Source organism: Desulfosporomusa polytropa, assembly GCF_055380075.1.
The window spans coordinates 1,434,819-1,455,865 of record NZ_AP042400.1; the positions used below are offsets into that span (position 1 = coordinate 1,434,819).

The window sequence follows — 21,047 nt, forward strand, 5'->3', positions numbered from 1 at the left end:
GAATTTAGGGGGAGATGGTGTAGTGAAAATCGGAGCTATTATGTGGACAAGTTACATGCCGGCATTAGCGGCGGCAGTGAGAGACATTCCCGGTCTTGAACTACGAATGTGCAGTATTCGTGAGCTAGAAGACCTTAGTTATCGGCAAGAATTTTTTAAATATCTGCGCTTGGAAGCAGAGGCATTTTTTCTTTTTCCCGCTACTAGTGGTGTGTGGGAGGAAATATCTAAGGAAGTTGGTGATATAACAAAACAAAAGCCGACAATCGCCTTTGGCTATGACCCAGGCCTCCTTGCTTATAACACAGTGGGGGCCAATGTGGCTTTAACCGTACAGTACTATCTAACCTTAGGCGGAGTGGAAAATGCCAAAAATGCGCTTTTGTATATTATGAAAGAAGTACTAGGTGCTAATGTTGCTGTTTTAGCGCCAGAAGAAATTGCCTGGCAGGGGATTTTTTACCCTGGCAGTGATCGGTTATATGAAGATGCAGTAGATTTTATGAAGAACTGTCCGGCCTATCGTCCAGGCAGGCCGATAGTGGGAATCCTTTTTTATCGGCATTTGTGGGTTAATCATAACACCGAAGTTATTGAAGCGCTTGTGCGGGAATTTGATGAAAGAGGCTACAACTCGCTGCCTGCATTCAGCACCGGTCGACAAGATATTGAGACAGGTTCGGAAGATAATATTTTTGCAATAAATAACTATTTTATGATTAATCACAAGCCGGTTATTGATTGTTTAATTAATCTTCAGTCCTTTTTGCTGGTCAAACAAGGAGAAACAGAGCGAACAGCCAGGCCTGCCGGTGATGATTTGCTCCGATATTTGGATGTACCAATTATCAAAGGCCTGTTGACCTACAGCAAAACAGAAGAGGAATGGCGAGCTGATCCTTATGGAATTTCCGGTCCAACCATGGTGATGTCGGTAGCCATGCCAGAGTGTAACGGCGTCATTGAACCTATCGTAATCGGAAGCTTGAGTCGGGTTGAGGAGCAAAGTATTGGCGGAACCCTGGATTTTTATCTGCCTATCCCGGCGCGGATTACCTATTTGTGCCGCCGGGTAAAAAAATGGCTGGAACTTAAGGCGAAATTGCCATCAGAGCGTAAGGTAGCCATTATTTTGCATAACAGTCCCTGTCATGGAGTGGAATTAGCCGTAGGCGGTGCTGCCAACTTAGATTCACTGGAAAGTGTGGCCCGAATTATGTCAGCCATGCGGCAGGCAGGTTATTCCATAGAAAATTTGCCAGAGTCAGGCACGGAAATTATCGATCGCATCATGGAAACAAAGGCCATATCCGATTTCCGCTGGACGCCCATCGAAGAAATTGTAAATAAGGGCGGTGTACTCAAATACCTAAGTGAGGTCGAATACCGGCGCTGGTTTGACAGTTTTCCCGCCAAAGCACAAGCAGCGATGGTCGAAACCTGGGGCAAGCCGCCAGGGGAAGAAAAAGACGGCGTGCCTGCAGCCATGGTTTATCAAGGGCAGATATTGATTACTGGTGTTGAGTACGGCAATGTGGTTATCTGCTGCCAGCCCAAACGAGGTTGCGCCGGGCCGCGCTGTGACGGTCAAGTCTGCAAGCTGTTGCATGACCCCGAATGTCCGCCTACCCATCAATATGTGGCCACCTATCGTTATTTGGAAGAGCTGTGGGGCGCTGATGTCTTGGTACATGTCGGTACCCATGGTAATCTGGAATTTTTACCAGGCAAATCAGTCGGGCTTTCTGAGGATTGTTTCTCTGAACTGACGTTAGGGACAATGCCTCATCTATATATTTATAATACCGATAATCCGCCGGAAGGAACCATTGCCAAACGGCGGAGTTATGCGACACTTATCGGTCATATGCAGACTGTGATGGTGGAAGCCTCAACATATGGTCACCTCGAAGAACTGGAGACTTTTTTGGATCAATACATACAAGCCAAACATACCGACCCGTCCCGCAGTCATGAATTGGAACATTTGATCATGGATAAAGCAATAGAAGCTAAGCTAATGGACGATATTGGTCAAAATCATGATGATTTTGATGGTGTTGTAGAAACGTTACATGGACTGATAACCAGCTTAAAAAATCGGATGCATCAGGATGGCATGCACATTTTTGGTGATATTCCTGAGGGTGAACGCCGGGTTAACTTCATCCAGGCTGTACTCAAACATGATACTGGCGATTATGGTACTTTGACCCGCTTAGTGATAGAACTCATGGGGCTTGATTATGATCAGGTAAGAGATAATCCTCATGAGTGGCATGAAGGCTTTGGTCAGAATTATGGCGGATTGTTGGACAATGCTAATAGCTATGTAAAAGAGTTTGTCCGGAAAATGATGATCTGTTGATTGATATTGGAGAGAGGTGACAATATGGCGATAAGTGGTTTAGACATTAAGTTACTGGCGTTAGCCCAAGAAGTAATGGGAACACATTTGGTCAATCTGCCAAAAGTCGAGGAGTTAGGCTACTGGCGGGACAAGGTGAAAAATATAGATGCTAATCTAACAGCTTCAAAGGAAATTGATAGTTTGCTACATGGTTTTGACGGCGGTTATATTCCTGCCGGACCGTCAGGACTGATTACCAGGGGGCGGGCCGACATTTTGCCGACAGGCCGGAACTTTTATAGTGCCGACCCTGCGCGTATTCCGACCAAAGCGGCCTGGAAGATAGGGCAGAAGCTGGCTGACGCGCTGATTGTCCTGCATGAACAAGATACCGGGCGGGTACCGGAAAACTGCGGCATGGTGCTGTTTGCCACCGACTGCATGTGGACAGATGGCGAACAGGTGGCGCAAATATTGTCACTGCTAGGGGTGGAACCCCAGTGGATTGCCGGTGGGCGGGTAAAAGGTTTCCGGGTTATTCCGCTCGATGAACTGGGGAGGCCACGGATTGATGTGACCTTACGTATCGGCGGCGTTACCAGAGACTGTTTCCCCGGCATTATTGAGTACTTGGATGAAGCTATCAGGGCGGTGGCTGAACTCGACGAACCCTCTGAGCAAAACTTCGTACGTAAGCATGCGCTAGAGCAACAGGCGGAAAATACTCCTGAAGCCTGGGAACAGGCCACAGCCCGTATTTTTGGCAGCAGGCCCAACACCTATGGTGCGGGAGTAAGTCTGGCGATCCATGCCTCAGCTTGGAAAACCGAAAAGGACTTAGCTGATATCTTTATTGCCTGGAGTGGTTACGCCTATGGCAAAAACCGCGGTGGGCAGGAGGTGGCAGAACAATTCAAACGTCAGCTCACAACAGTGGATTTAACCTACAACAAGGCAGCTACCGACGAGTATGACATCTTTGGCTGCTGCTGTCACTTTTCCTACTATGGCGGTTTAACAGCTGCCGCCCGGACCCAGAGTGGCGGTGAGGTGAAGACCTACTTTGGCGATACCCGTGACCCGGAGAGGCCAGCGGTTACGACTTTATCAGAGGAAATTAACGGCATTATCCGGACAAAGATACTGAATCCGGATTGGATTAACGGTATGAAGCGCCACGGCTATAAAGGCGCTGGCGATATGGCTAAACGCGTTACCCATGTGTATGGCTGGGAGGCCACCACCGGCGAGGTTGCTGACTGGGTATTTGATGACTTGGCCAAAACATATGTGCTAGATCAGGAAATGCGGGAATGGTTTGAAGAGAATAACCCCTGGGCTATGGAAGAAATCAACCGGCGCTTATTGGAGGCCGCCGAACGGGGGTTGTGGGAAGCCGACCCGGAAGTGCTTGATAATTTGAAAGAGACATATATGGAGATTGAGGGCTGGATGGAAGAGCGCATGGGTGATGTAGAGGGCGAATATCAGGGCGGCACCATTGATATCATTACGGCTGAGGATGTGCCGGCCTGGAAGACCAGGTTGTATAAATAAGTTAAAAATACTGGTACGCCGATGTGCCGATGGTAAAGTTGAGGCGAAAATATGAAAAAAGTAAGCAAACAACGCCGGATAATATATCCGTTTGCGGCCTTAGCCGGACAGGAAGATCTCCAGCTGGGACTTTTGCTCCATGCGGTAAACCCCCGAATGGGGGGGATACTTATTCGAGGCGAAAAAGGTACTGCCAAGTCGACAGCTGTAAGGGGTTTGGTAGAAATGCTGCCTGATATGGAAGCTGTGGCAGGCTGCCCCTATCATTGCGATCCTCAGGAGCCCAGTAAGGTTTGTGATGACTGCCGCAATCGGGAGGACGAAACCCGGACGGTTACCATGACTGTGCCTGTTATTGATATTCCGGTATCGGCCACCGAAGACAGGGTTGTCGGCAGCCTGGATTTTGAACAAGCCATTAAGGCCGGTCACAGGGCTTTTATGCCAGGATTGATGGGAGAAGCCAACCGGGGCATTATCTATATTGATGAGATCAATCTGCTTGATGATCATATTGTTGACGTACTGCTAGACGCAGCTGGCAGCGGTATCAACATTGTGGAACGCGAAGGCATTAGTATCACCCATCCCGCTGAATTTATCCTGGTGGGTACCATGAATCCTGAAGAAGGCGACCTTAGGCCGCAGCTATTGGATCGTTTTGCCTTATGTGTAGAGGTTGCCGGCTTGACAGACCGTGAGGCGCGGGTGGAGATTATTAAACGCCGGGAAGCTTTTGAAACAGATCCTGCTGTTTTTCGCTCAATCTGGCAAGAGGAGCAAGCTAGGTTGCGGAAGAAGGTAGCTGCTGCCAGACGATTTTTGCCAGATGTTGTTTTATCTGATGCGCGGTACGAACAGATCAGCCAGCTATGTGCTGAGGCCTATGCTGCTGGCCATCGAGCTGATATCATGCTGGTACGGGCTTCGGTTACTCTGGCTGCCTGGCGTGGCCATCAGGAGGTAACCGAAGAGGACGTGCTGGATATTGCGTCCATGGTGTTGGCACACCGCCGCCGTGAACCGCCGGAAGAATCCGAAACACCACAGCAGCAAGAACAAGAGCAACCTGATCCACCAGATGAGCAAAATGACGAACCGTCAGATGAGCAGGATAAACAGGTGCCGCCACCTGAGCAGCAAGAGGATAAGGAAGAGGACAAAGATAATAACAGCAATGTGAATCCATCCACTGAGGTTGTTTTTGCAATCGGCAAACCCTTTGCCATCAAGCGCATCACGATGGATAAGGATCGACAGGCACGCCGGGGCTCAGGCCGCCGCTCGCGCACCAAGACTGATTCCAGTGTAGGACGTTATGTAAAGAGTACCAGCCACCGGGACAGGGACGATCTGGCTATTGACGCTACCATTCGCGCCGCGGCCCCGTTTCAACAGAGCCGTAAGAAGAATGGTATGGCCCTTGTTATTGAAACAAGTGATATTCGCGAGAAAGTCCGGGAAAAACGTATTGGCAACTTTATGTTGTTTGTTGTCGATGCCAGCGGTTCTATGGGGGCTAAGCAGCGGATGATTGAAACCAAAGGGGCTATTTTGTCTTTGCTGCAAGACGCGTATCAAAAACGAGATAAGGTAGGCATGGTGGCTTTTAAGGGTGACCATGCTGAAGTATTATTACCACCAACAAATAGTGTAGAATTGGCGCAAAAGTGTTTGATAGAAATGCCGGTAGGTGGTAAAACACCGCTTGCTTCCGGGTTGAGCAAAGCCCAGGAAGTGGTTAGACAACAATTGAAGCGCAGTCCGCATATGCGTCCTATTGTTGTGATAATGTCAGACGGCAAAGCCAATGTGGCAATGGCAGACGACAAACCCATGGCCGAAGCTCATCGAGTAGCAGACAACATGAGGGAAGAGTTCAATATTAAATATATAGTCGTAGACACCGAGCAAAAAGGGCTGTTATCTTTCGGTAAAGCACAAGAGCTTGCCGTCCATCTAGGTGGTGAGTGCTATACCATCGAACAATTGAAGGTGGATAGCCTAGTAGATATCGTTCGCGGAGCTTTAGCTTAGAATGGATTATTAGGTAGAGGAGACAAAGAATATGCATAATCACAAACCAAGAAATTACCCATTTTCAGCCATTGTGGGTCAGGAAAGTATGAAAAAAGGGCTGATGCTCAATGTTATCAATCCTCGCCTATCCGGGATACTTATCCGTGGTGAAAAAGGCACAGCAAAATCAACGGCTGTCCGGGCGTTAGCCGAACTCTTACCTGATATTGAGGTAGTTGCCGATTGCCCTTATCACTGTGATCCAGACCAACCGATGTTACATTGTCCACAATGCCATGAACGCTATGAAAATGGGGAAACGCTGCCGCGGGCCAAACGGCCGATGAAGGTGGTTAATTTGCCAGTATCGGCAACCGAAGACCGGGTTGTTGGTACGCTAGATATTGAACATGCCATCAAATTTGGCGAAAAGAGGTTTGAGCCAGGAGTTTTGGCTGAGGCCAATCGCAGTATTCTGTATGTCGATGAAGTTAATCTGTTGGATGACCATATTGTTGATGTGCTTTTAGATGCTGCCGCCATGGGGATTAATACTGTAGAGCGGGAAGGCGTATCGTTCTCCCATCCGGCTCAGTTTATTCTTGTCGGGACCATGAATCCGGAAGAAGGCGAGCTTAGGCCGCAGCTTTTAGATCGGTTCGGTTTATGTGTCACCATTGAAGGGATTGCTGACCCCGAAAAACGGGTAGCTGTTATCAAACGCCGCACTGCTTTTGAAGATAATCAGGAGGAGTTTGCCGTAACGTGGGAAAGCGAGCAAGGCAAGCTGAGGGAAAAAATGGTAGCAGCGCAGCAAGTTTTACCGAAGGTTAGCTATGATGATGAAGTATTATATAACATTGCCGACATTGCCATTCAAATGGGGGTCGATGGTCACCGGGCTGACTTAGTTATGTTGAAAGCAGCTAAGGCGCTGGCGGCGCTTAATGGCCGGGATAAAGTTGAGCAAGCAGATGTAGCAGAGGTTGTTGAGCTGGCTCTTATGCACCGCATGCGGAAAAAACCTTTCCAGGAAATAGGTTCAGGCCAGAAAAAACTAGAGGAAGTTATGTCCCACTCACAGTTTCACCAACATCCACACAAGCATGAGCATAATCATCAATAGTCCGGGGCCAGTTAAAATAGAACATTGAAAATGCATGGAGGGAACCACAATGAAGAAAAAATGGAAACAAAAAAACGTAGCCTTGGCCCTAACTGTAGGACTGGCACTATCTTCACTGAATTTTGCTTCTGTGGCAGCAGATGAGGAACAGGTTTTTGATTTGGATCAAGTGGTAGTTACGGCTACTAAAACGGAAAAGAAGCTTAAGGAAGTACCAGTAGCGGTAGAAGTCATTACCAAAGAGGACATGGATAAGAAAAATATTAAAAGAGTAGACGATGCACTGAAAAGTATTACAGGTGTCTATGTCCGGCAAAACAAAGGTATCATGGGTACTACGGATATGATTACCATGCGAGGATTTGGCAAGCAAAAACAAGTGCTTGTCATGATAGATGGTCAGCCTATTAATGACGGCTATAGTGGTGGGTTTAAATTAGCTAATATTCCTACAGAAAATATTGACAGAATTGAAGTAATCAAAGGTCCGGCATCTGCGCTATATGGTTCTAACGCTATGGGTGGTGTTATTAATATCATTACAAAAGATAAAACCAAACAAGAAACTATAATTCGCAGCGGTATCGGAGGACAGGGGACGAATAGCCAATCTGTTTACACTAGTGGCAGTACCGGTAAAATTGACTATTTTATTACAGCTCAAAGAACCTCTGTCGATGGCTATGAATCCAATGATCAATATAAAACAGATAGTAGTAAAACTAGGCAAGGCAATAGTGGAATGAAGAGAGAACTGTATGATGGTAAATTGGTGTATCATTTGGATGATACTAGTAAGCTGAGTCTGTCTGGAGGAAGTAACAATTATAAATATTTCTATGATCTCGTTGCTGATCGCGGGGAGACAGATGAAGATAGCTGGAAGTTAAACTATGAGAATCAACTAAATAGTACCAGTTTTTTAAAAGTAAGTTATGGAGAAACGAAGCTAGATAGTTGGTATGTATCTGGCAAAACATATACAGTTACTCCGTCTAAATCTACACAGGCAGAATTGCAGTATAATTTCAAATTGGGGGATAAGGATTCATTTACTGTTGGCTATTCACGCAGAACTGAGCAAGCAAATTCTTTTAGTAAAACACTAACTAATGCGTGGAATCGAGCGTCTATTTCGACTACGTCTACTGCTAATTCTGATATTGGGGGAAAAACGGAAACCAACTCATTCTATCTCCAGGATGAACACAAGTTGAGCGAGAAAACTACGCTGTATTTAGGTGGGAGGTATGATGATTGGCACTTTGATGACGGGTATACTTACGGATATAAAAATGGTAGTTATGTAACTACTAGTACGCCAGAAAGCAAGGCAAATAGTTTTAATCCTAAAGCCGGGGTAGTTCATAAGATGAATGACAAGCTGACCCTGCGGTCTTCTATCGGCAAGGCATTCCGGGCGCCCAATGTGTATGAATTGGCCAAAGATTGGGAAAGCACGTCTTCTAAATATATTTATAAAGGCAATCCTGATTTGCAACCGGAAGAATCTACTAACTATGAAATAGGCTTTGATTATCAGGCGGATAAAACCTTGTTAGCGAAAGTCAATATTTTTCACACCAATGTTACCAATGCAATTGATATGAAAACGACTGGATTGGTGAAGCAATACATTAATTCGGACAAGGTAAGAGTTAATGGCGTGGAGATTGGCTTGACTAAGCGTTTGAGCAATACATGGAGTAGTTTCGTTAATTACACGTATACTGATGCGAAAGTAGTAAGTAGTGATATAGCACCTGAAAATGAAGGAAAACAAGTGGACGGTGTTCCGAAACAGTTATTTAAAGTTGGTGTTGATTATGCAAAAGACCGGTGGCAGGGCAGTCTAACTGGAAATTATGTGAGCGAGGCCAATAATCCTTCTGACCTAGGTAAAAGTGGATACGGGTACTATGGATCTTATTTTACGGTCGATACTAAAGTATCTTATAAAATGACGAAAGATACAATGATTTCTCTTAGTGTAGACAACTTATTGGATAGAGAATACTATAGCTATTATTTAGCACCCTCACGGACAACTTATTTGGAATTGACGCATAAGTTTTAAAATAACTCCGCTCACACCTTTTTTAGAGTTTTATGAATATAGAAAGAAGATTTTTTAATATTGATGCAGCGGGAATTATAATTTATCCTTGAGGCTATACAAAGCAATCATGAGAGAGGTGTGTAGTTTGAAAAGATGTCTTTTTTTCCTGATTTTAATTCTTACCTTGACAGGGATGGGTGTTGGCTTTGCCGCTGAAGAAAAAACAGCGCCTGAAATCAACCAGCAGATTATCCAGGATTGTACGCGCGTGCTTACTGATAATCCCAAGCACACAGTGGCCTATTTTAATCGGGGCAATGCCTATCAGGCGAGCGGTGAGAGTGACTTAGCCATAGCCGATTACGGACGGGTCATAGAACTTGATCCAAAATATGTGGAAGCCTATGCGCAGCGAGGGTTACTTTATCTGGATGGCAAGCAGTATGATGCTGCACTGGCTGACTATACCAGTATCCTTGTCCTTGATTCTCAATATGAAGAGGCGTACTTCCGGCGGGGGGTGTGCTATTACTACAAGGGAGAATATGAGACAGCAATCGGGGAGTTAAACAAGGCTATTGAATTGGCGCCCAAGCATGCAGGCGTATACTTGGTCAAGGGGGTATGTTATCAAAAGCTGAATCGTCGTCAAGAAGCGATTGCAACCTACAAAAGCTTGCTGAGCAATGTGCCCAAAACCGAGAAAAATTCAATTGATCTGGCGAAAAAACTCCTAAAAAATCTCAATGCGGAGCATTAAGATTTTTTACAAAAACAATAAATTATTTCATATTGATTTATAGCAGCGAGTGTACTATAATCCCGAGTTTGACACTTGCAAGAGAAAAAAGTGCCTAGAACCCTTGAAAATAAAGGGTTCTAGGCACTTCGTATTTTCTTACTTTTTGAGTAATGTTTTTTCGTTTTTAGTGGCTTTAAAAATTTTTTTCATTTCTTGAGTTGGAATAATTTGTCGGTCTGTATGGAATTGAAATTTTTCATGAAGTAGATCTGTAAAGTCATCGCTGACATAGGTAGGCATATAGCCTTCGGAAGCGACTTTATAAAAATTGAAATTGCGCAGGCCATCTATAATTCTGTGGCAAGAGAAGCGTTCGTCGAGGATCTTCTCTAAAAGGCGATACAGAGTCAGTGCTAAAAAGCATGTTGTAAAATGAGCGTGAATGCGGTCATCGCGGCTCAAATAAACGGGGCGTGCCTGAAATTCTGTTTTCATAATGCGAAAGCTTTCTTCAATTTCCCAACGTTGATGATTTGTATGTATGATGGATTGTGCATCATCTTCCAGATTAGTACAGATACCATAATATCCATCAAACATTTCTTCTTTTAGGATGAGTTCTGCGTCGATGCTATACAAGTTTTTTGCAGCGATTTCACCATCGGGAGTGATACTTTTTTTCGCGATAAAGCGTTTGAAGTCATTTGAATGGCATTTACCGATTTTCTGCGGATTTTTTTGAACAAGCTTCATGGCACGTTCTAACTGGGAGCTGCGTATTTTTCTTTGATAATCCCTGTATTTCAAAGAAAAAGTAACAATCAGGCGTTGTTCTAAGTCATTTTCTTTTATCCAGCGTTCTTTGAAAAAAGTGGTATTTTTATAGGCCTTATAAAGGGTATCGTCTGTATCGAGTTTTGTGAGATCAAAAGTACCGTCAGTGCCTGGAATAAACCATCCTGATTTTGCAAGAGCCCACTGCAGTAAAGGTTTCTTTAACTTTTTTATCGACTGAGTGGTAATGAAGGCTCGATTTTTTTTATCGTTAAATCTTCTGTTTGCGTTGGAAGCAAGACCGGCATCGGTGCAAACAACAAGCTTAGATAGTTCAAAGTCTTTCAGAAGTTTTTGCTCTAACGGAGTCAGAGTCACTTGTTCATTGGTGTTGCCTTTGGAAATATTGAATGCCAGCGGGATGCCGTCACCATCCATAAAGAGGCCCATTTGAACAATCGGGTTCGGTCGGTGTTCTTTAGACATACCATATTGTCTAAGACCGGACTCCTGTTCGATTTCAAAGAAATAATTTGTGCAATCATAGTAGAGGATGTGAGTATTTCTATCGAGGGTGCGGCGGCTATTTTTATATAGTTGGGATTGAATGAAATCGCTTTCTTCGGAAATAATGCCAAGAGCCCTATAAATATGTTGAATTTCAAAGGAAGGAGGTTCAAGGAATTTTTGTGCAATTTGCATGGTGGCAAGTTTGGAGGCGGGAAAAAGAATTCGGGCATATAGCAAATTAGAAAGAATGGAATTAAGATCAAAGGCAAATTTATGTTTTTTCGAAATGGCTTTCGAGATCGAATCAAGACCTAAAGCATAGTAGATAACTTGCAAAAAAAGATATCCGCCGTTAAAAAGGACTTGCTGATTTTTCCCGATGTGTTTTGCTGGAGAAAATGAGATACTTACTTCGCGTTTGCCGGCTTTTTCCTTTTTGTTGAGCTCATCAATATAGGTTTTGGCCCACGCGATAGGATCTTGGCCGTTTAGTTTTTCTAATAATTCAGTATAGGTGCCGAGCTTTTCCACTCGTTCAGAAGAATTGCGACCGTTTTTATAAGTAGAACGAATGACATATAGAGATTTAGAATTTTTGGACTGAACAATACTCAAATGCATAACGAATACCTCCTGTCACCTATATTATAACACATTATTAGATATTACTCGATAATCAAAAGAAAAATTTGACAAAAAAATAAGCCTATTTCAAGGCTTCAAGGGCATTTTTTGTTTATACAAGTGTCAAACTCCCGTGCCCAAAACCGAGAAAAATTCAATTGATCTGGCGAAAAAACTCCTAAAAAATCTCAATGCGGAGCATTAAGATTTTTTACAAAAACAATAAATTATTTCATATTGATTTATAGCAGCGAGTGTACTATAATAAAGAAAGAAATATAATTTAGAAAATTATATCATGTTAATATTGATTGTGAGTAAGGCATGAAGCCTTAAAAGGGACTAAGCGTTCTTTTTAGCTTCATGCCTTTTTATTTTACTCGAAAAGTTGGAATGTTGCTCTAATAAAGGGGGTGTTTTATGTACAACAAGTGAAAAAAATCACTTTAAAAGAAAGGAGGTGATAACTTTGCTTGAACATGCAAGTTCAAGTGGTGGATTTCTCGGTATGGTTCTAATAGCCTTTTTATTTGTTAGTTTATCCCTATTGCGGGCGTGGTGCTTTACTGATGCAATATGGAAATTGTTTAACCAGCGGCGTGATTAATTCAAACAGATAAAGCAAAATTCTTTTGCTGTTTATTCGCTAGGCGGATGGATGACAAAAGAATTCCTGCTACAAATAAGTATATTTCGCTAAAGCTATGGTATGAAGCCGACAGAGGACGTGAAGTCCTTGTTTGCTCATACCTTTTTTTATTGTCGAGGTTATAGCTAAGATAATAGCTTATAGATAGGGGAAGTGGTGGCAATGAGTTTTACTAATGAAAAAAGCTATGAAAAGATACTCAATAGCATCTTGCGTTTGTGGGACCGTCAGGAAGATTTTAATTTCTATATAGCGCTTATGTCACGCCAATTTGCTTTTGAATTCCATCACTCGCGACGTGTTGCCTATTATGCTGTTATGCTGGGCGATTATGTCGGATGTAACAGTAGGGATGTTGCCAAAATTGGAGCGGTGGCTTTGCTGCATGATATAGGTAAGATGAATGTTCCTAGTACTATTTTGTATAAGCAGGGCATTTACAATCAGGCTGAACGAGCTACAGTGGAGCGCCATTCGGTGTATGGAAGTCAAATGCTGTTGTGTTCAAAACAGCTATCTGAACTTGCCCTACCAGTATTGTCTCACCATGAACGTTGGGACGGGACTGGCTACCCTGAACAGTTGCGTGGGCAAGAAATACCGCTGGTTGCCAGAATTATTCACATTGCGGAAGCATTTGATGTAATGACGACCATCCAGAATTACCAAAGTCTAAAGAGTCCAGAAGAGGCTTTTGATGAATTGAAGCGCTTCGCGGGTAGTCAATTTGACCGGACACTGGTGGATGCTTTTATTAATCTGGAGTCCTCACTTCTTGCGAGCGGCAGCTTACCTGTATATCATACAGCAACAGGCAGTTTCAGATAAACTCCTGATAAGCAAAGCCCCACGGATAAGTCCGCGGGGCTTTGCTTATGACTATTGCATAACATAATGTCCAGGTGTTACTTCAACCATTATACCGTCTGTTTTTGCACTGTTTGCATCATAATCCAAAAGTTTCTTATTCCTTTCATAGACAGGGTCAGGTACCGGAACTGCTGATAAAAGGGATTGTGTATACGGGTGGAGCGGATTATTAAACAATTCTTTTGTGGCGGCAATTTCCATAATCTTACCATTAAGCATTACCGCAACTTTGTCACAGATAAATTTTATGATAGCAAGATCATGGGCAATAAAGAGAAATGAAAACCCATGCTCGCGCTGCAACCGTTGAAACAGGTTAATGATCTGTGCCTGAATTGAAACATCCAGGGATGCAATTGGCTCATCGGCAATAATCAAATCAGGACTTGTACTTACGCATCTTGCAATGGCAACTCGTTGCCGCTGACCACCTGAAATTTCGGCAGGATATTTAGTTTTATATGTATTATCAAGGCCTACTTCCTGTAGTAAGGATGCTAATTTGTCGCGTAGTTCATTTTTCTTCCTCATAATGCGGTTAACCGTCAAAGGCTCGGCAATTATCTGCTCGATCGTCATTCTTGGATTTAGCGCAGCAGCTGAATCTTGAAATATAATCTGCATGTTTTTATGAATATCCTTTTTATTCTGCGCATAAATCTCTTTTTTGGATATCATATTGCCCTTAAAAAACACTTCGCCGTCTGTAGGTGGATATATTCCCATAATTGTACGCGCAACAGTTGATTTTCCTGAGCCGGTTTCACCAACAAGCCCAAAAACCTCTCCCTTGTTAATCTCAAAAGTAATACCATCAATAGCCTTGATGGTTAAGCTTTTGTTTATATGAAAATATTGTTTTAAATTACAGACACTTAAAATTTCTCTTGCGTTCATGATACAGTCTTTCTTTTCAGCGAAAATGGAGGTTCAATTTTCGGAGCTCTTTTATCAAGCAACCATGTAGCGGCGCTATGTGTCGGAGAAATTTCGAACATTGGCGGCATTTTTTCGTAATCAATTGCCAGGGCGAATTGATTACGTACCGCAAATGCGTCACCCTTCGGGGGATCTAGCATAACTGGCGGCATGCCGGGAATGCTAGTAAGGTTTTCTCCATCCTTAGCCAGTGATGGTAAAGCTGACATCAAGCCCCATACATAAGGGTGGCGGGGGTCATAAAAAATTTCTTCTGCTGTGCCAATTTCTACGATTTTTCCGGCGTACATGACGGCGATGCGGTCTGCAATGCGGGCAACTACACCCAGGTCATGAGAAATAAAGACAATGGAGATGCCTGTCTTGTCGCGAATATCCAAAAGAAGATTAAGTATTTTAGCTTGTACGGTTACGTCAAGTGCGGTAGTGGGTTCATCTGCAAATAATACTTTAGGATTGGAGGCCAGAGCTATTGCTAATACGCATCGTTGGCGCATTCCCCCGGAAAAAAAGTGTGGCTGCAGTGAATACATCTGTTCAGGATTAGGTATGCCAACCAAGTCCAGCATTTCGAATGCTCTTTTTTTTGCCTGCTCCTTCGAGACCTTATTATGTTTCAAGATGGATTCAGTAATTTGCTTACCAATCGGAATGGTCGGGTTCAGTGTGGTCATAGGATCCTGAAATACCATGGATAAACCGCTGCCGCGCAAGGAACACATTTGTTTTTCTTTATATTCTGTTATATCATTGCCATCAAAAATAATACGTCCCTGCTTAATTCTTGAGGTTTTTGGCAATAGCTTCATAATTGATTGACTCATAACGGTTTTTCCGCAGCCGGATTCTCCTACAAGCGCCAGAATTTCGCCTTTGTTGAGCGCCAGACTAACATTTCTGACAGCTTCGACCTCACCGCTTGGAGTATCGAAGCTAACGGACAAGTTTTTAAGTTGCAAAACGGATTTCATAGTTTGTAGTGCCTCCATAGTTCATTAGAAGTGAATGCTGGGTGTTCAAAGAACACCCAGTATGTTAGACGTTACTATAATTAGATACTTATTGGTAATATCACTTTTTGGAAAGCGTCCAGTTTTCTATATTCCACATAACACCAACTGCATGGTGTCCGAGAACTCTTGTTGTATCAAGACCAGTAAGGCTGCTTATGCCGACATAATTACCGTCAAGATAGGCGATCAGTAAAGAAGCTGGTTCTTTGGCAAAGGCAACTTCAAACTCGCTATACAAGGCTTTTCTTTCGTTAAGATTTTTTGTATGTCGTGCCTTGGTAATGATATCGTCCACTACCGGATTGGCGTATTTCATGTTATTTGCACTACCGCTGGAAAGAAACTGCTGATAGGTAGCATCCGGGTCAAACTCAGCAGCATAGCCGGACAAGAAACCGTCATAACCAGCTTTCCAGTCAAACTTGGTAACCAGAACAATTTCCATGTCAACGCCTACATCTTTCAGTTGTTTTGAAACAATTTTTGCGATATCTATTCGTTCTTCTTCATAATCACGAACCTGGATTGTAAAATGGAATTTGGTTCCGTTGCGCTCGTAGATGCCGTCGCTGCCTTTAACCCAGCCGAGCCTTTGCATTTCTGCCGCGAATTTGTTCAGATCATAGTTGTAAATGTCGGCAGCTTTATTGCCGCCCAAAGCGTTCAACTGGATAGGACTATATGCAGTATTTCCCTGACTGTTAAGCACGCTTTTTACAACCACATCTTTATCAATTGCATAGTTAAGGATGCCTAGTGAATCTTTGTTGTTAGCCCAGAACGCAGATTTGAAATTCGGCGAAACTGCACGGTAGTCAGCGGTTTTAAAGTCGAAGTTTTTGTAGCTATTATTACCACGGAATTTTTTTGCATAGTTTGCATTAAGCCATGCCAGGTCTGCCTCACCTGATTCGAGCATCAGAGCCTTGGTGCTTTCCACAGAAACAGTCTTGTAAACTAATTTTTCAATATTAGGAACTTTATCATAGTATTTGTCGTTTCTTATCAGTGTTATGGTTCCCCCGGCTTTGTCCCACTCAACAAATTTATAGCGACCAGTGCCTACAGGCTTTTGGTTAAAGGCGGTGGTGGTGATGTCCTGACCTTCAAGCAGATGCTTTGGCAGAATACCAACAGTAAAATAATCAAGCATGGCAGCATTGTATTGAGAAAGTGTAATTATAACCGTGTTTTCATCCTGAGCCTGAACATTGGCGATATCCAAATATTGACTAAGAATACTTGCAGATAAGGTTTTATCTGTTGTCAGTTTTTTATAAGTGAAAACAACGTCCTCGGCGGTAAAGGGTTTATTGTCATGCCATAAGATGCCCTTTCTTAACTTAAAGGTATAAGTCAGGGAACTATCGTCATATGTATAGCTCTCTGCCAGATCCACAACAGGCTTGCCGGTAGCATCATACTTCATCAAGCCGGAAAAAACAATGCTGGCTAACTCGTCATGATCATTAAGTATCGGGTTAATGGTATCTGTATTCTCACCAGCGTATACTAACGTATTTGCCAAATTGGATGTTTTTGTCACTGGGGTTTTGCTGTTTGAACTACACCCGATAATACTCAAACTGACGGCTATAATACATACTACTGTTGTTAATAGCTGGATGATTTTCCCCCTGAAATTCATGTTAATCCTCCTCGTATTATAAAATGTTTTCACGTTTGTTTGTTTCTCTCCTAAAGTAATAGGCGATGTTAGTGATACACATCATGGTTATTACCAAAAATACACCCGGGAATATGATAACCCACCAGGTCTTTAAAAGCAGCGCTTTGTTAGCAAGCGATAGCATGCTGCCCCAGGAAATTACATTTACAGGTAGTCCCAGACCGAGAAAGCTCAGCGTAGATTCCATGGACATGCTTAAACTTATACTTGATACAACAACAAACATAATTGTTGAAAAAAAATTGGGTATTAAATGTTTCGTCATCACATGGAAGAAACTTCCCCCCATACATTGTGAAGCAAGCACGTATTCACTGCTGCGCATTTGCCGTACTTCACTCCGGACAATCCTTGCCAGGGCGCACCAACCGGTTATCCCGATAATAAAGGAGATTGTAATAATATTCGGTGTTCCCATGAGCGAAGTAAGCAATAGTATCAGCAACAATATGGGAATACTGTTTATAAGCTCCGGGATACGCATCATGACTGCGTCAATTTTTGAACTGGCATTGCCGCTGATACAACCATATACGACACCTATCACGGTAATAATCGCCGTGCTCAGTAGCCCGATAATAATGGAAACTCTGCCGCCATACCATATCATAGAGAAAATATCGCGCCCTAACGAATCTGTTCCAAAATAGAAAGCCGCATCAGGTGCTTGATTCAGATTAGCAAGGTAGAAATTATTTGGGTCATTATTGCGTACATACTCAGTCAAAATGCATCCCAGTAGGATTATGGCAAGGATGGCAATCGAAATAATTGGCTTATTCTGCAACTGCTGCCTAAAAGACGGTTTTTTCCTCTGGGGGGTGTGTATTTTGTAATTAGCACCAACTATGTTGAACTGTTTTCTGTTTTCTCCCACCATTCGGACGCCTCCGTCAATTTCATTCTTGGATCAATTACTTCATTTATCGATTGAGCAATGATGCTGCTGGAAATAACCAACACGCCGGTAATAAGCACAGTAAGCATCAACAAATTGTAATCATGATATTTTGCGCTTTGGACGGAAAGGGCACCAATACCAGGATAATTAAATACCGCCTCGGCAATATAGGTTCCGCTCAAAACATGAGGAATAGAAATCGCCATAATATTTACGATAGTTGGTGCTACATTGCGAAAACAATGTTTTAGTACAATTTCGGCTTTAGTACAACCCTTGGATTTGGCCAAAAGAACATAGTCCTTTCGCACTTCGTCCAGAAGCTTGTTCCTTATCATATAAGCGTAATACCATAAATGGCTGAGGATCATGACTGTCAGTGGCAAAATCATATGCAAAATCCGATCCAGAATATCACCCGATTTACCTATGCTATAGGCACCGCTGCTTGGTAGCAGGTTGAGGTTAACACTGAAAATTAATACCAAAACAACGCCTAGCCAAAACGGCGGTATATAATAGGCAGCCGTTCCTACTTTGCAGATGATTCGGTCAATCAGGGTATCTTCATACATCGCACAAAACAAAGCAAGCAGGGTGGCCAAAACGAAAACAAGGATATACGCTACGCCTCCTAAAATCAAAGTGTTGCCAATCACGGGAGCAATAACCTCCATTGCGGGCATCTTGTATTTTAGTGATAGTCCAAAATCACCCTGAAATGCGTTAATGATCCATCTAGAGTATTGAACATATATTGGGCTGCCCAGACCCAGTCGTTCTCTGGCCGCATCAAGCTCCTGTGTGGACATTGATTCAATTGCATCACCATAAAATGATTGCAGCGGATCGCCGGGCGCAAGTCGCGATAAATAGAAAACTCCCAGGGATAAAATAAGCATCAAAAGAACAAACCATATTGTTCTTCTTATTATCTTTTCAACAACTATCGATTTTTTGACCAAACAACAACCCTCGCCTTCATTAACATTAGCTTGCAAATGGCAATTAGGGACAATATAATAGGAAGATTATTAACAGGTTAATTCAATTTACTGCATCACCCTTCTTGTAAACATAAAAAACCACGAAAGCCAGTTCGTCAACGAACTAAACCTTCGTGGTTTAATTAATATAATTTATTGTACTTTACATATATGTATATCAAATCACATTTCCAGTAATTATCTGAGGTTTTCATAACCCCGTTGCAATAAATGTTACTATAACACGCAAGTGTTGTCAAGAAGTACCCTTCAAATAATCTAACTACTATTATACGAGGAAGTCTAATAAAGGCCTTAGAATTTTTGCGTTAGTTCAATAGAGACAACACGTCCTGGTGCATAAATATCCAAAGTACCAACACGTTGATAATAGTTTCTGTCAAAAATATTATCAATCGATAAGGCTAAACTGGTGTTTTTCGACATGGCATAGTTAAATTTGGCATCAGCGACAAAATGACTCATGAACCCATAGGTATTTTCTTCATCTTCATAAGCGGTGCCGATATAGCGACCAAGTAAATTCGTTGTCCATTTATCTTTGGCATAGGTACAACCAAAGGCCACAGTATTCTTAGGGACTGTGGGAACACGATTGCCGGTATAGCCATTGGGGTTATCGGTGAATTTGGCATCATTATAAGAGTAATTGATAAAGCCAGTCAATTCAGGGCTAAACTTGTGATTGACTTCCACTTCAAAACCTTTTATTTCGGCATCTCCCTGCTGCCAGCGGTTAGTACCCTGATAAATTAAATTTACATCATTTCTAAATAATGCAAGTTTAGTGGTAGTTTTGGGGCTGGCAGACCAAGAGACACCAATTTCATAGGATGTCATTTCTTCTGGCTCTAAGTCTGAGTTAGCCTGGATATCATTATAATCAAATACCACTTTATTGATTGTCGGGCTGTTAAAAGCTTTGCCAGCAGAAGCATACAGGGTTACTTTGTCATCGGCTTTGTAATGAAAGGAAGCTTTGGGCGATACATTGCTGATGTTTCTATCGGCAAGAGTCTTGCCGTTTTTTATCGTGTCGCTGGTTTTCCATTCATCATACCGCGCGCCCAAGTAGAGGGTGCTTTTCGGATTCATGGTGATTTCGTCCTGCAGATAGACGGCATTGGTTTTGGCGGTAGCTGTTGCTGTCAGTTTGCCGGCTTTACTGTACTGGGAACCCTCGTCTTCTCTGGTGGCAACGCCAAAGGTAAGCAGGTTCTTCTTATCAACGGCCCAGTTTAAACTAATATCTGCTTCTTTGGTTTTGACCGGAGTGGAAGAGAAAGCACTGCCATTGGTAATTTGCCAGTATTTTTTATAGTTTTGTTCGCCCAGATGTACTTTGAGTTCTGTGGTATCATTCAGCTTTTTTTCATAATTAATGCCGGTGAGTTCCAATTTGCGCTGACCTTTATCTTTGCCGCCGTCGTAATAGCCATAGGTATAATTGCTTTCTGTCCGCAATATGGACAGGCGCTCGCCTTCGCTGAAATCATACATTAATTTTATACCGGTATTTTCATTCTTGGTAGCAAATTTGCCGTAACGGTTTCCGCCTGGCAGTTGTTCCGGCTGATTTACATAACCATCAACATCCCGTTTATCATAACTTATTACATACTGAAATTTTTTATTATCGCTTTGACCGCTGGTGAAGAAGGAACTAGTGGTTGTACCGTTCTCACCAAACCCGCCTGTGACAATTGTCTGTGGTTTTGCGTCTGTTTTCGTAATAATATTAATGACACCTCCCATGGCATTTGACCCATATAGGGAGGAAAATGAACCCTTGAGAACTTCAACGCGCTCAATCATTGCTATTGGAATATTGCCCCAATTAGCACCGCCTGCATAGCCGTTATTTAAGGGAATGCCATCCATCAGTACCAATACCTGGCTTTGCGTCATGCCACGGAGCGAAATTTTAGTTCCCATCATGCCTTGTGATTCTTTTACATACATACCTGGTACGTACTGTAGTGCCTGATCAAGGGTTTTAATATTGGCTTTGGCTAAATCGTCGGCAGTAATGACTGATATGCTGGCAGGAACATCCTTAATGTTTTTGGCGGTTTTGGTGGCGGTGACAACAATGGTGTCTAAATCAAACTGTTGACTGTTGTCTTCCGGTGTTGCGGCATAGATTGGTGAAGCTGTCAGCAATACACCTGCCAAAGCTGACATAAGAGCTAATTTGTGACGTTTTCTTTTCATAAT

Annotated in this window: 13 protein-coding genes and 1 pseudogene; 7 read left to right on the forward strand and 7 right to left on the reverse strand. The window is 42.9% G+C overall.

From position 1 onward, the window contains the following. Nucleotides 1-106 precede the first annotated feature (106 nt). The 5 genes and pseudogenes from cobN to ACZ449_RS08585 all read left to right on the forward strand — a co-directional run bounded on the left by cobN (nt 107) and on the right by ACZ449_RS08585 (nt 9,871). Nucleotides 107-3,907 (forward strand): annotated as a pseudogene (gene cobN / locus ACZ449_RS08565) (cobaltochelatase subunit CobN). A 51-nt stretch (nt 3,908-3,958) separates the two neighbouring features. Continuing rightward, complete coding sequence (locus ACZ449_RS08570; RefSeq protein WP_464260608.1) at nt 3,959-5,944, forward strand: putative cobaltochelatase; 1,986 nt, start codon at nt 3,959-3,961, stop codon at nt 5,942-5,944. 31 nt (nt 5,945-5,975) lie between these two features. Beyond that, nucleotides 5,976-7,052, forward strand: a complete 1,077-nt coding sequence (locus ACZ449_RS08575) for an ATP-binding protein (protein WP_464260609.1) — start codon at nt 5,976-5,978, stop codon at nt 7,050-7,052. A gap of 49 nt (nt 7,053-7,101) precedes the next feature. Further along, complete coding sequence (locus ACZ449_RS08580; RefSeq protein WP_464260610.1) at nt 7,102-9,129, forward strand: TonB-dependent receptor plug domain-containing protein; 2,028 nt, start codon at nt 7,102-7,104, stop codon at nt 9,127-9,129. Between the two features lie 127 nt (nt 9,130-9,256). After that, on the forward strand, nt 9,257-9,871 hold the full coding sequence (locus ACZ449_RS08585) for a tetratricopeptide repeat protein (RefSeq protein WP_464260611.1): 615 nt from the start codon (nt 9,257-9,259) through the stop codon (nt 9,869-9,871). A gap of 138 nt (nt 9,872-10,009) precedes the next feature. On the opposite strand, the gene ACZ449_RS08590 is transcribed toward ACZ449_RS08585, so the two are convergent. Then, on the reverse strand, nt 10,010-11,758 hold the full coding sequence (locus tag ACZ449_RS08590) for an IS1634 family transposase (RefSeq protein WP_464258205.1): 1,749 nt from the start codon (nt 11,756-11,758) through the stop codon (nt 10,010-10,012). Between the two features lie 472 nt (nt 11,759-12,230). Between ACZ449_RS08590 and ACZ449_RS08595 the strand changes: the two genes are divergently transcribed. Next, nucleotides 12,231-12,368, forward strand: coding sequence for a hypothetical protein (locus tag ACZ449_RS08595; protein WP_464260612.1), 138 nt, complete (start codon nt 12,231-12,233; stop codon nt 12,366-12,368). Between the two features lie 204 nt (nt 12,369-12,572). Then, complete coding sequence (locus ACZ449_RS08600) at nt 12,573-13,238, forward strand: HD-GYP domain-containing protein (RefSeq protein WP_464260613.1); 666 nt, start codon at nt 12,573-12,575, stop codon at nt 13,236-13,238. A 51-nt stretch (nt 13,239-13,289) separates the two neighbouring features. On the opposite strand, the gene ACZ449_RS08605 is transcribed toward ACZ449_RS08600, so the two are convergent. The 6 genes from ACZ449_RS08605 to ACZ449_RS08630 form a co-directional block, all read right to left on the reverse strand. Then, complete coding sequence (locus ACZ449_RS08605; RefSeq protein WP_464260614.1) at nt 13,290-14,177, reverse strand: ATP-binding cassette domain-containing protein; 888 nt, start codon at nt 14,175-14,177, stop codon at nt 13,290-13,292. Continuing rightward, nucleotides 14,174-15,190 carry an ABC transporter ATP-binding protein gene (locus ACZ449_RS08610; protein ID WP_464260615.1) on the reverse strand — a complete coding sequence of 339 codons (1,017 nt, stop codon included), beginning with the start codon at nt 15,188-15,190 and terminating at the stop codon, nt 14,174-14,176. The genes ACZ449_RS08605 and ACZ449_RS08610 overlap by 4 nt, the downstream gene beginning before the upstream one ends. A gap of 100 nt (nt 15,191-15,290) precedes the next feature. Then, on the reverse strand, nt 15,291-16,880 hold the full coding sequence (locus tag ACZ449_RS08615) for an ABC transporter substrate-binding protein (RefSeq protein WP_464260616.1): 1,590 nt from the start codon (nt 16,878-16,880) through the stop codon (nt 15,291-15,293). Nucleotides 16,881-16,896: 16 nt separating this feature from the next. After that, nucleotides 16,897-17,802: an ABC transporter permease gene (locus tag ACZ449_RS08620; RefSeq protein ID WP_464260617.1), complete on the reverse strand. Its 906-nt coding sequence runs from the start codon at nt 17,800-17,802 to the stop codon at nt 16,897-16,899. After that, nucleotides 17,769-18,788, reverse strand: a complete 1,020-nt coding sequence (locus tag ACZ449_RS08625; protein ID WP_464260618.1) for an ABC transporter permease — start codon at nt 18,786-18,788, stop codon at nt 17,769-17,771. Before ACZ449_RS08625 ends, ACZ449_RS08620 begins: the two co-directional genes overlap by 34 nt. A gap of 336 nt (nt 18,789-19,124) precedes the next feature. Then, on the reverse strand, nt 19,125-21,044 hold the full coding sequence (locus ACZ449_RS08630) for a TonB-dependent receptor (protein WP_464260619.1): 1,920 nt from the start codon (nt 21,042-21,044) through the stop codon (nt 19,125-19,127). Nucleotides 21,045-21,047 lie beyond the last annotated feature (3 nt).

Coding starts and splice junctions, on each gene's coding strand:
- ACZ449_RS08570 (WP_464260608.1), top strand. CDS start 3,959: ATGAAAAAAGTAAGCAAACAACGCCGGATAATATATCCGTTTGCGGCC.
- ACZ449_RS08575 (WP_464260609.1), top strand. CDS start 5,976: ATGCATAATCACAAACCAAGAAATTACCCATTTTCAGCCATTGTGGGT.
- ACZ449_RS08580 (WP_464260610.1), top strand. CDS start 7,102: ATGAAGAAAAAATGGAAACAAAAAAACGTAGCCTTGGCCCTAACTGTA.
- ACZ449_RS08590 (WP_464258205.1), bottom strand. CDS start 11,758: ATGCATTTGAGTATTGTTCAGTCCAAAAATTCTAAATCTCTATATGTC.
- ACZ449_RS08600 (WP_464260613.1), top strand. CDS start 12,573: ATGAGTTTTACTAATGAAAAAAGCTATGAAAAGATACTCAATAGCATC.
- ACZ449_RS08605 (WP_464260614.1), bottom strand. CDS start 14,177: ATGAACGCAAGAGAAATTTTAAGTGTCTGTAATTTAAAACAATATTTT.
- ACZ449_RS08610 (WP_464260615.1), bottom strand. CDS start 15,190: ATGAAATCCGTTTTGCAACTTAAAAACTTGTCCGTTAGCTTCGATACT.
- ACZ449_RS08615 (WP_464260616.1), bottom strand. CDS start 16,880: ATGAATTTCAGGGGGAAAATCATCCAGCTATTAACAACAGTAGTATGT.
- ACZ449_RS08620 (WP_464260617.1), bottom strand. CDS start 17,802: ATGGTGGGAGAAAACAGAAAACAGTTCAACATAGTTGGTGCTAATTAC.
- ACZ449_RS08630 (WP_464260619.1), bottom strand. CDS start 21,044: ATGAAAAGAAAACGTCACAAATTAGCTCTTATGTCAGCTTTGGCAGGT.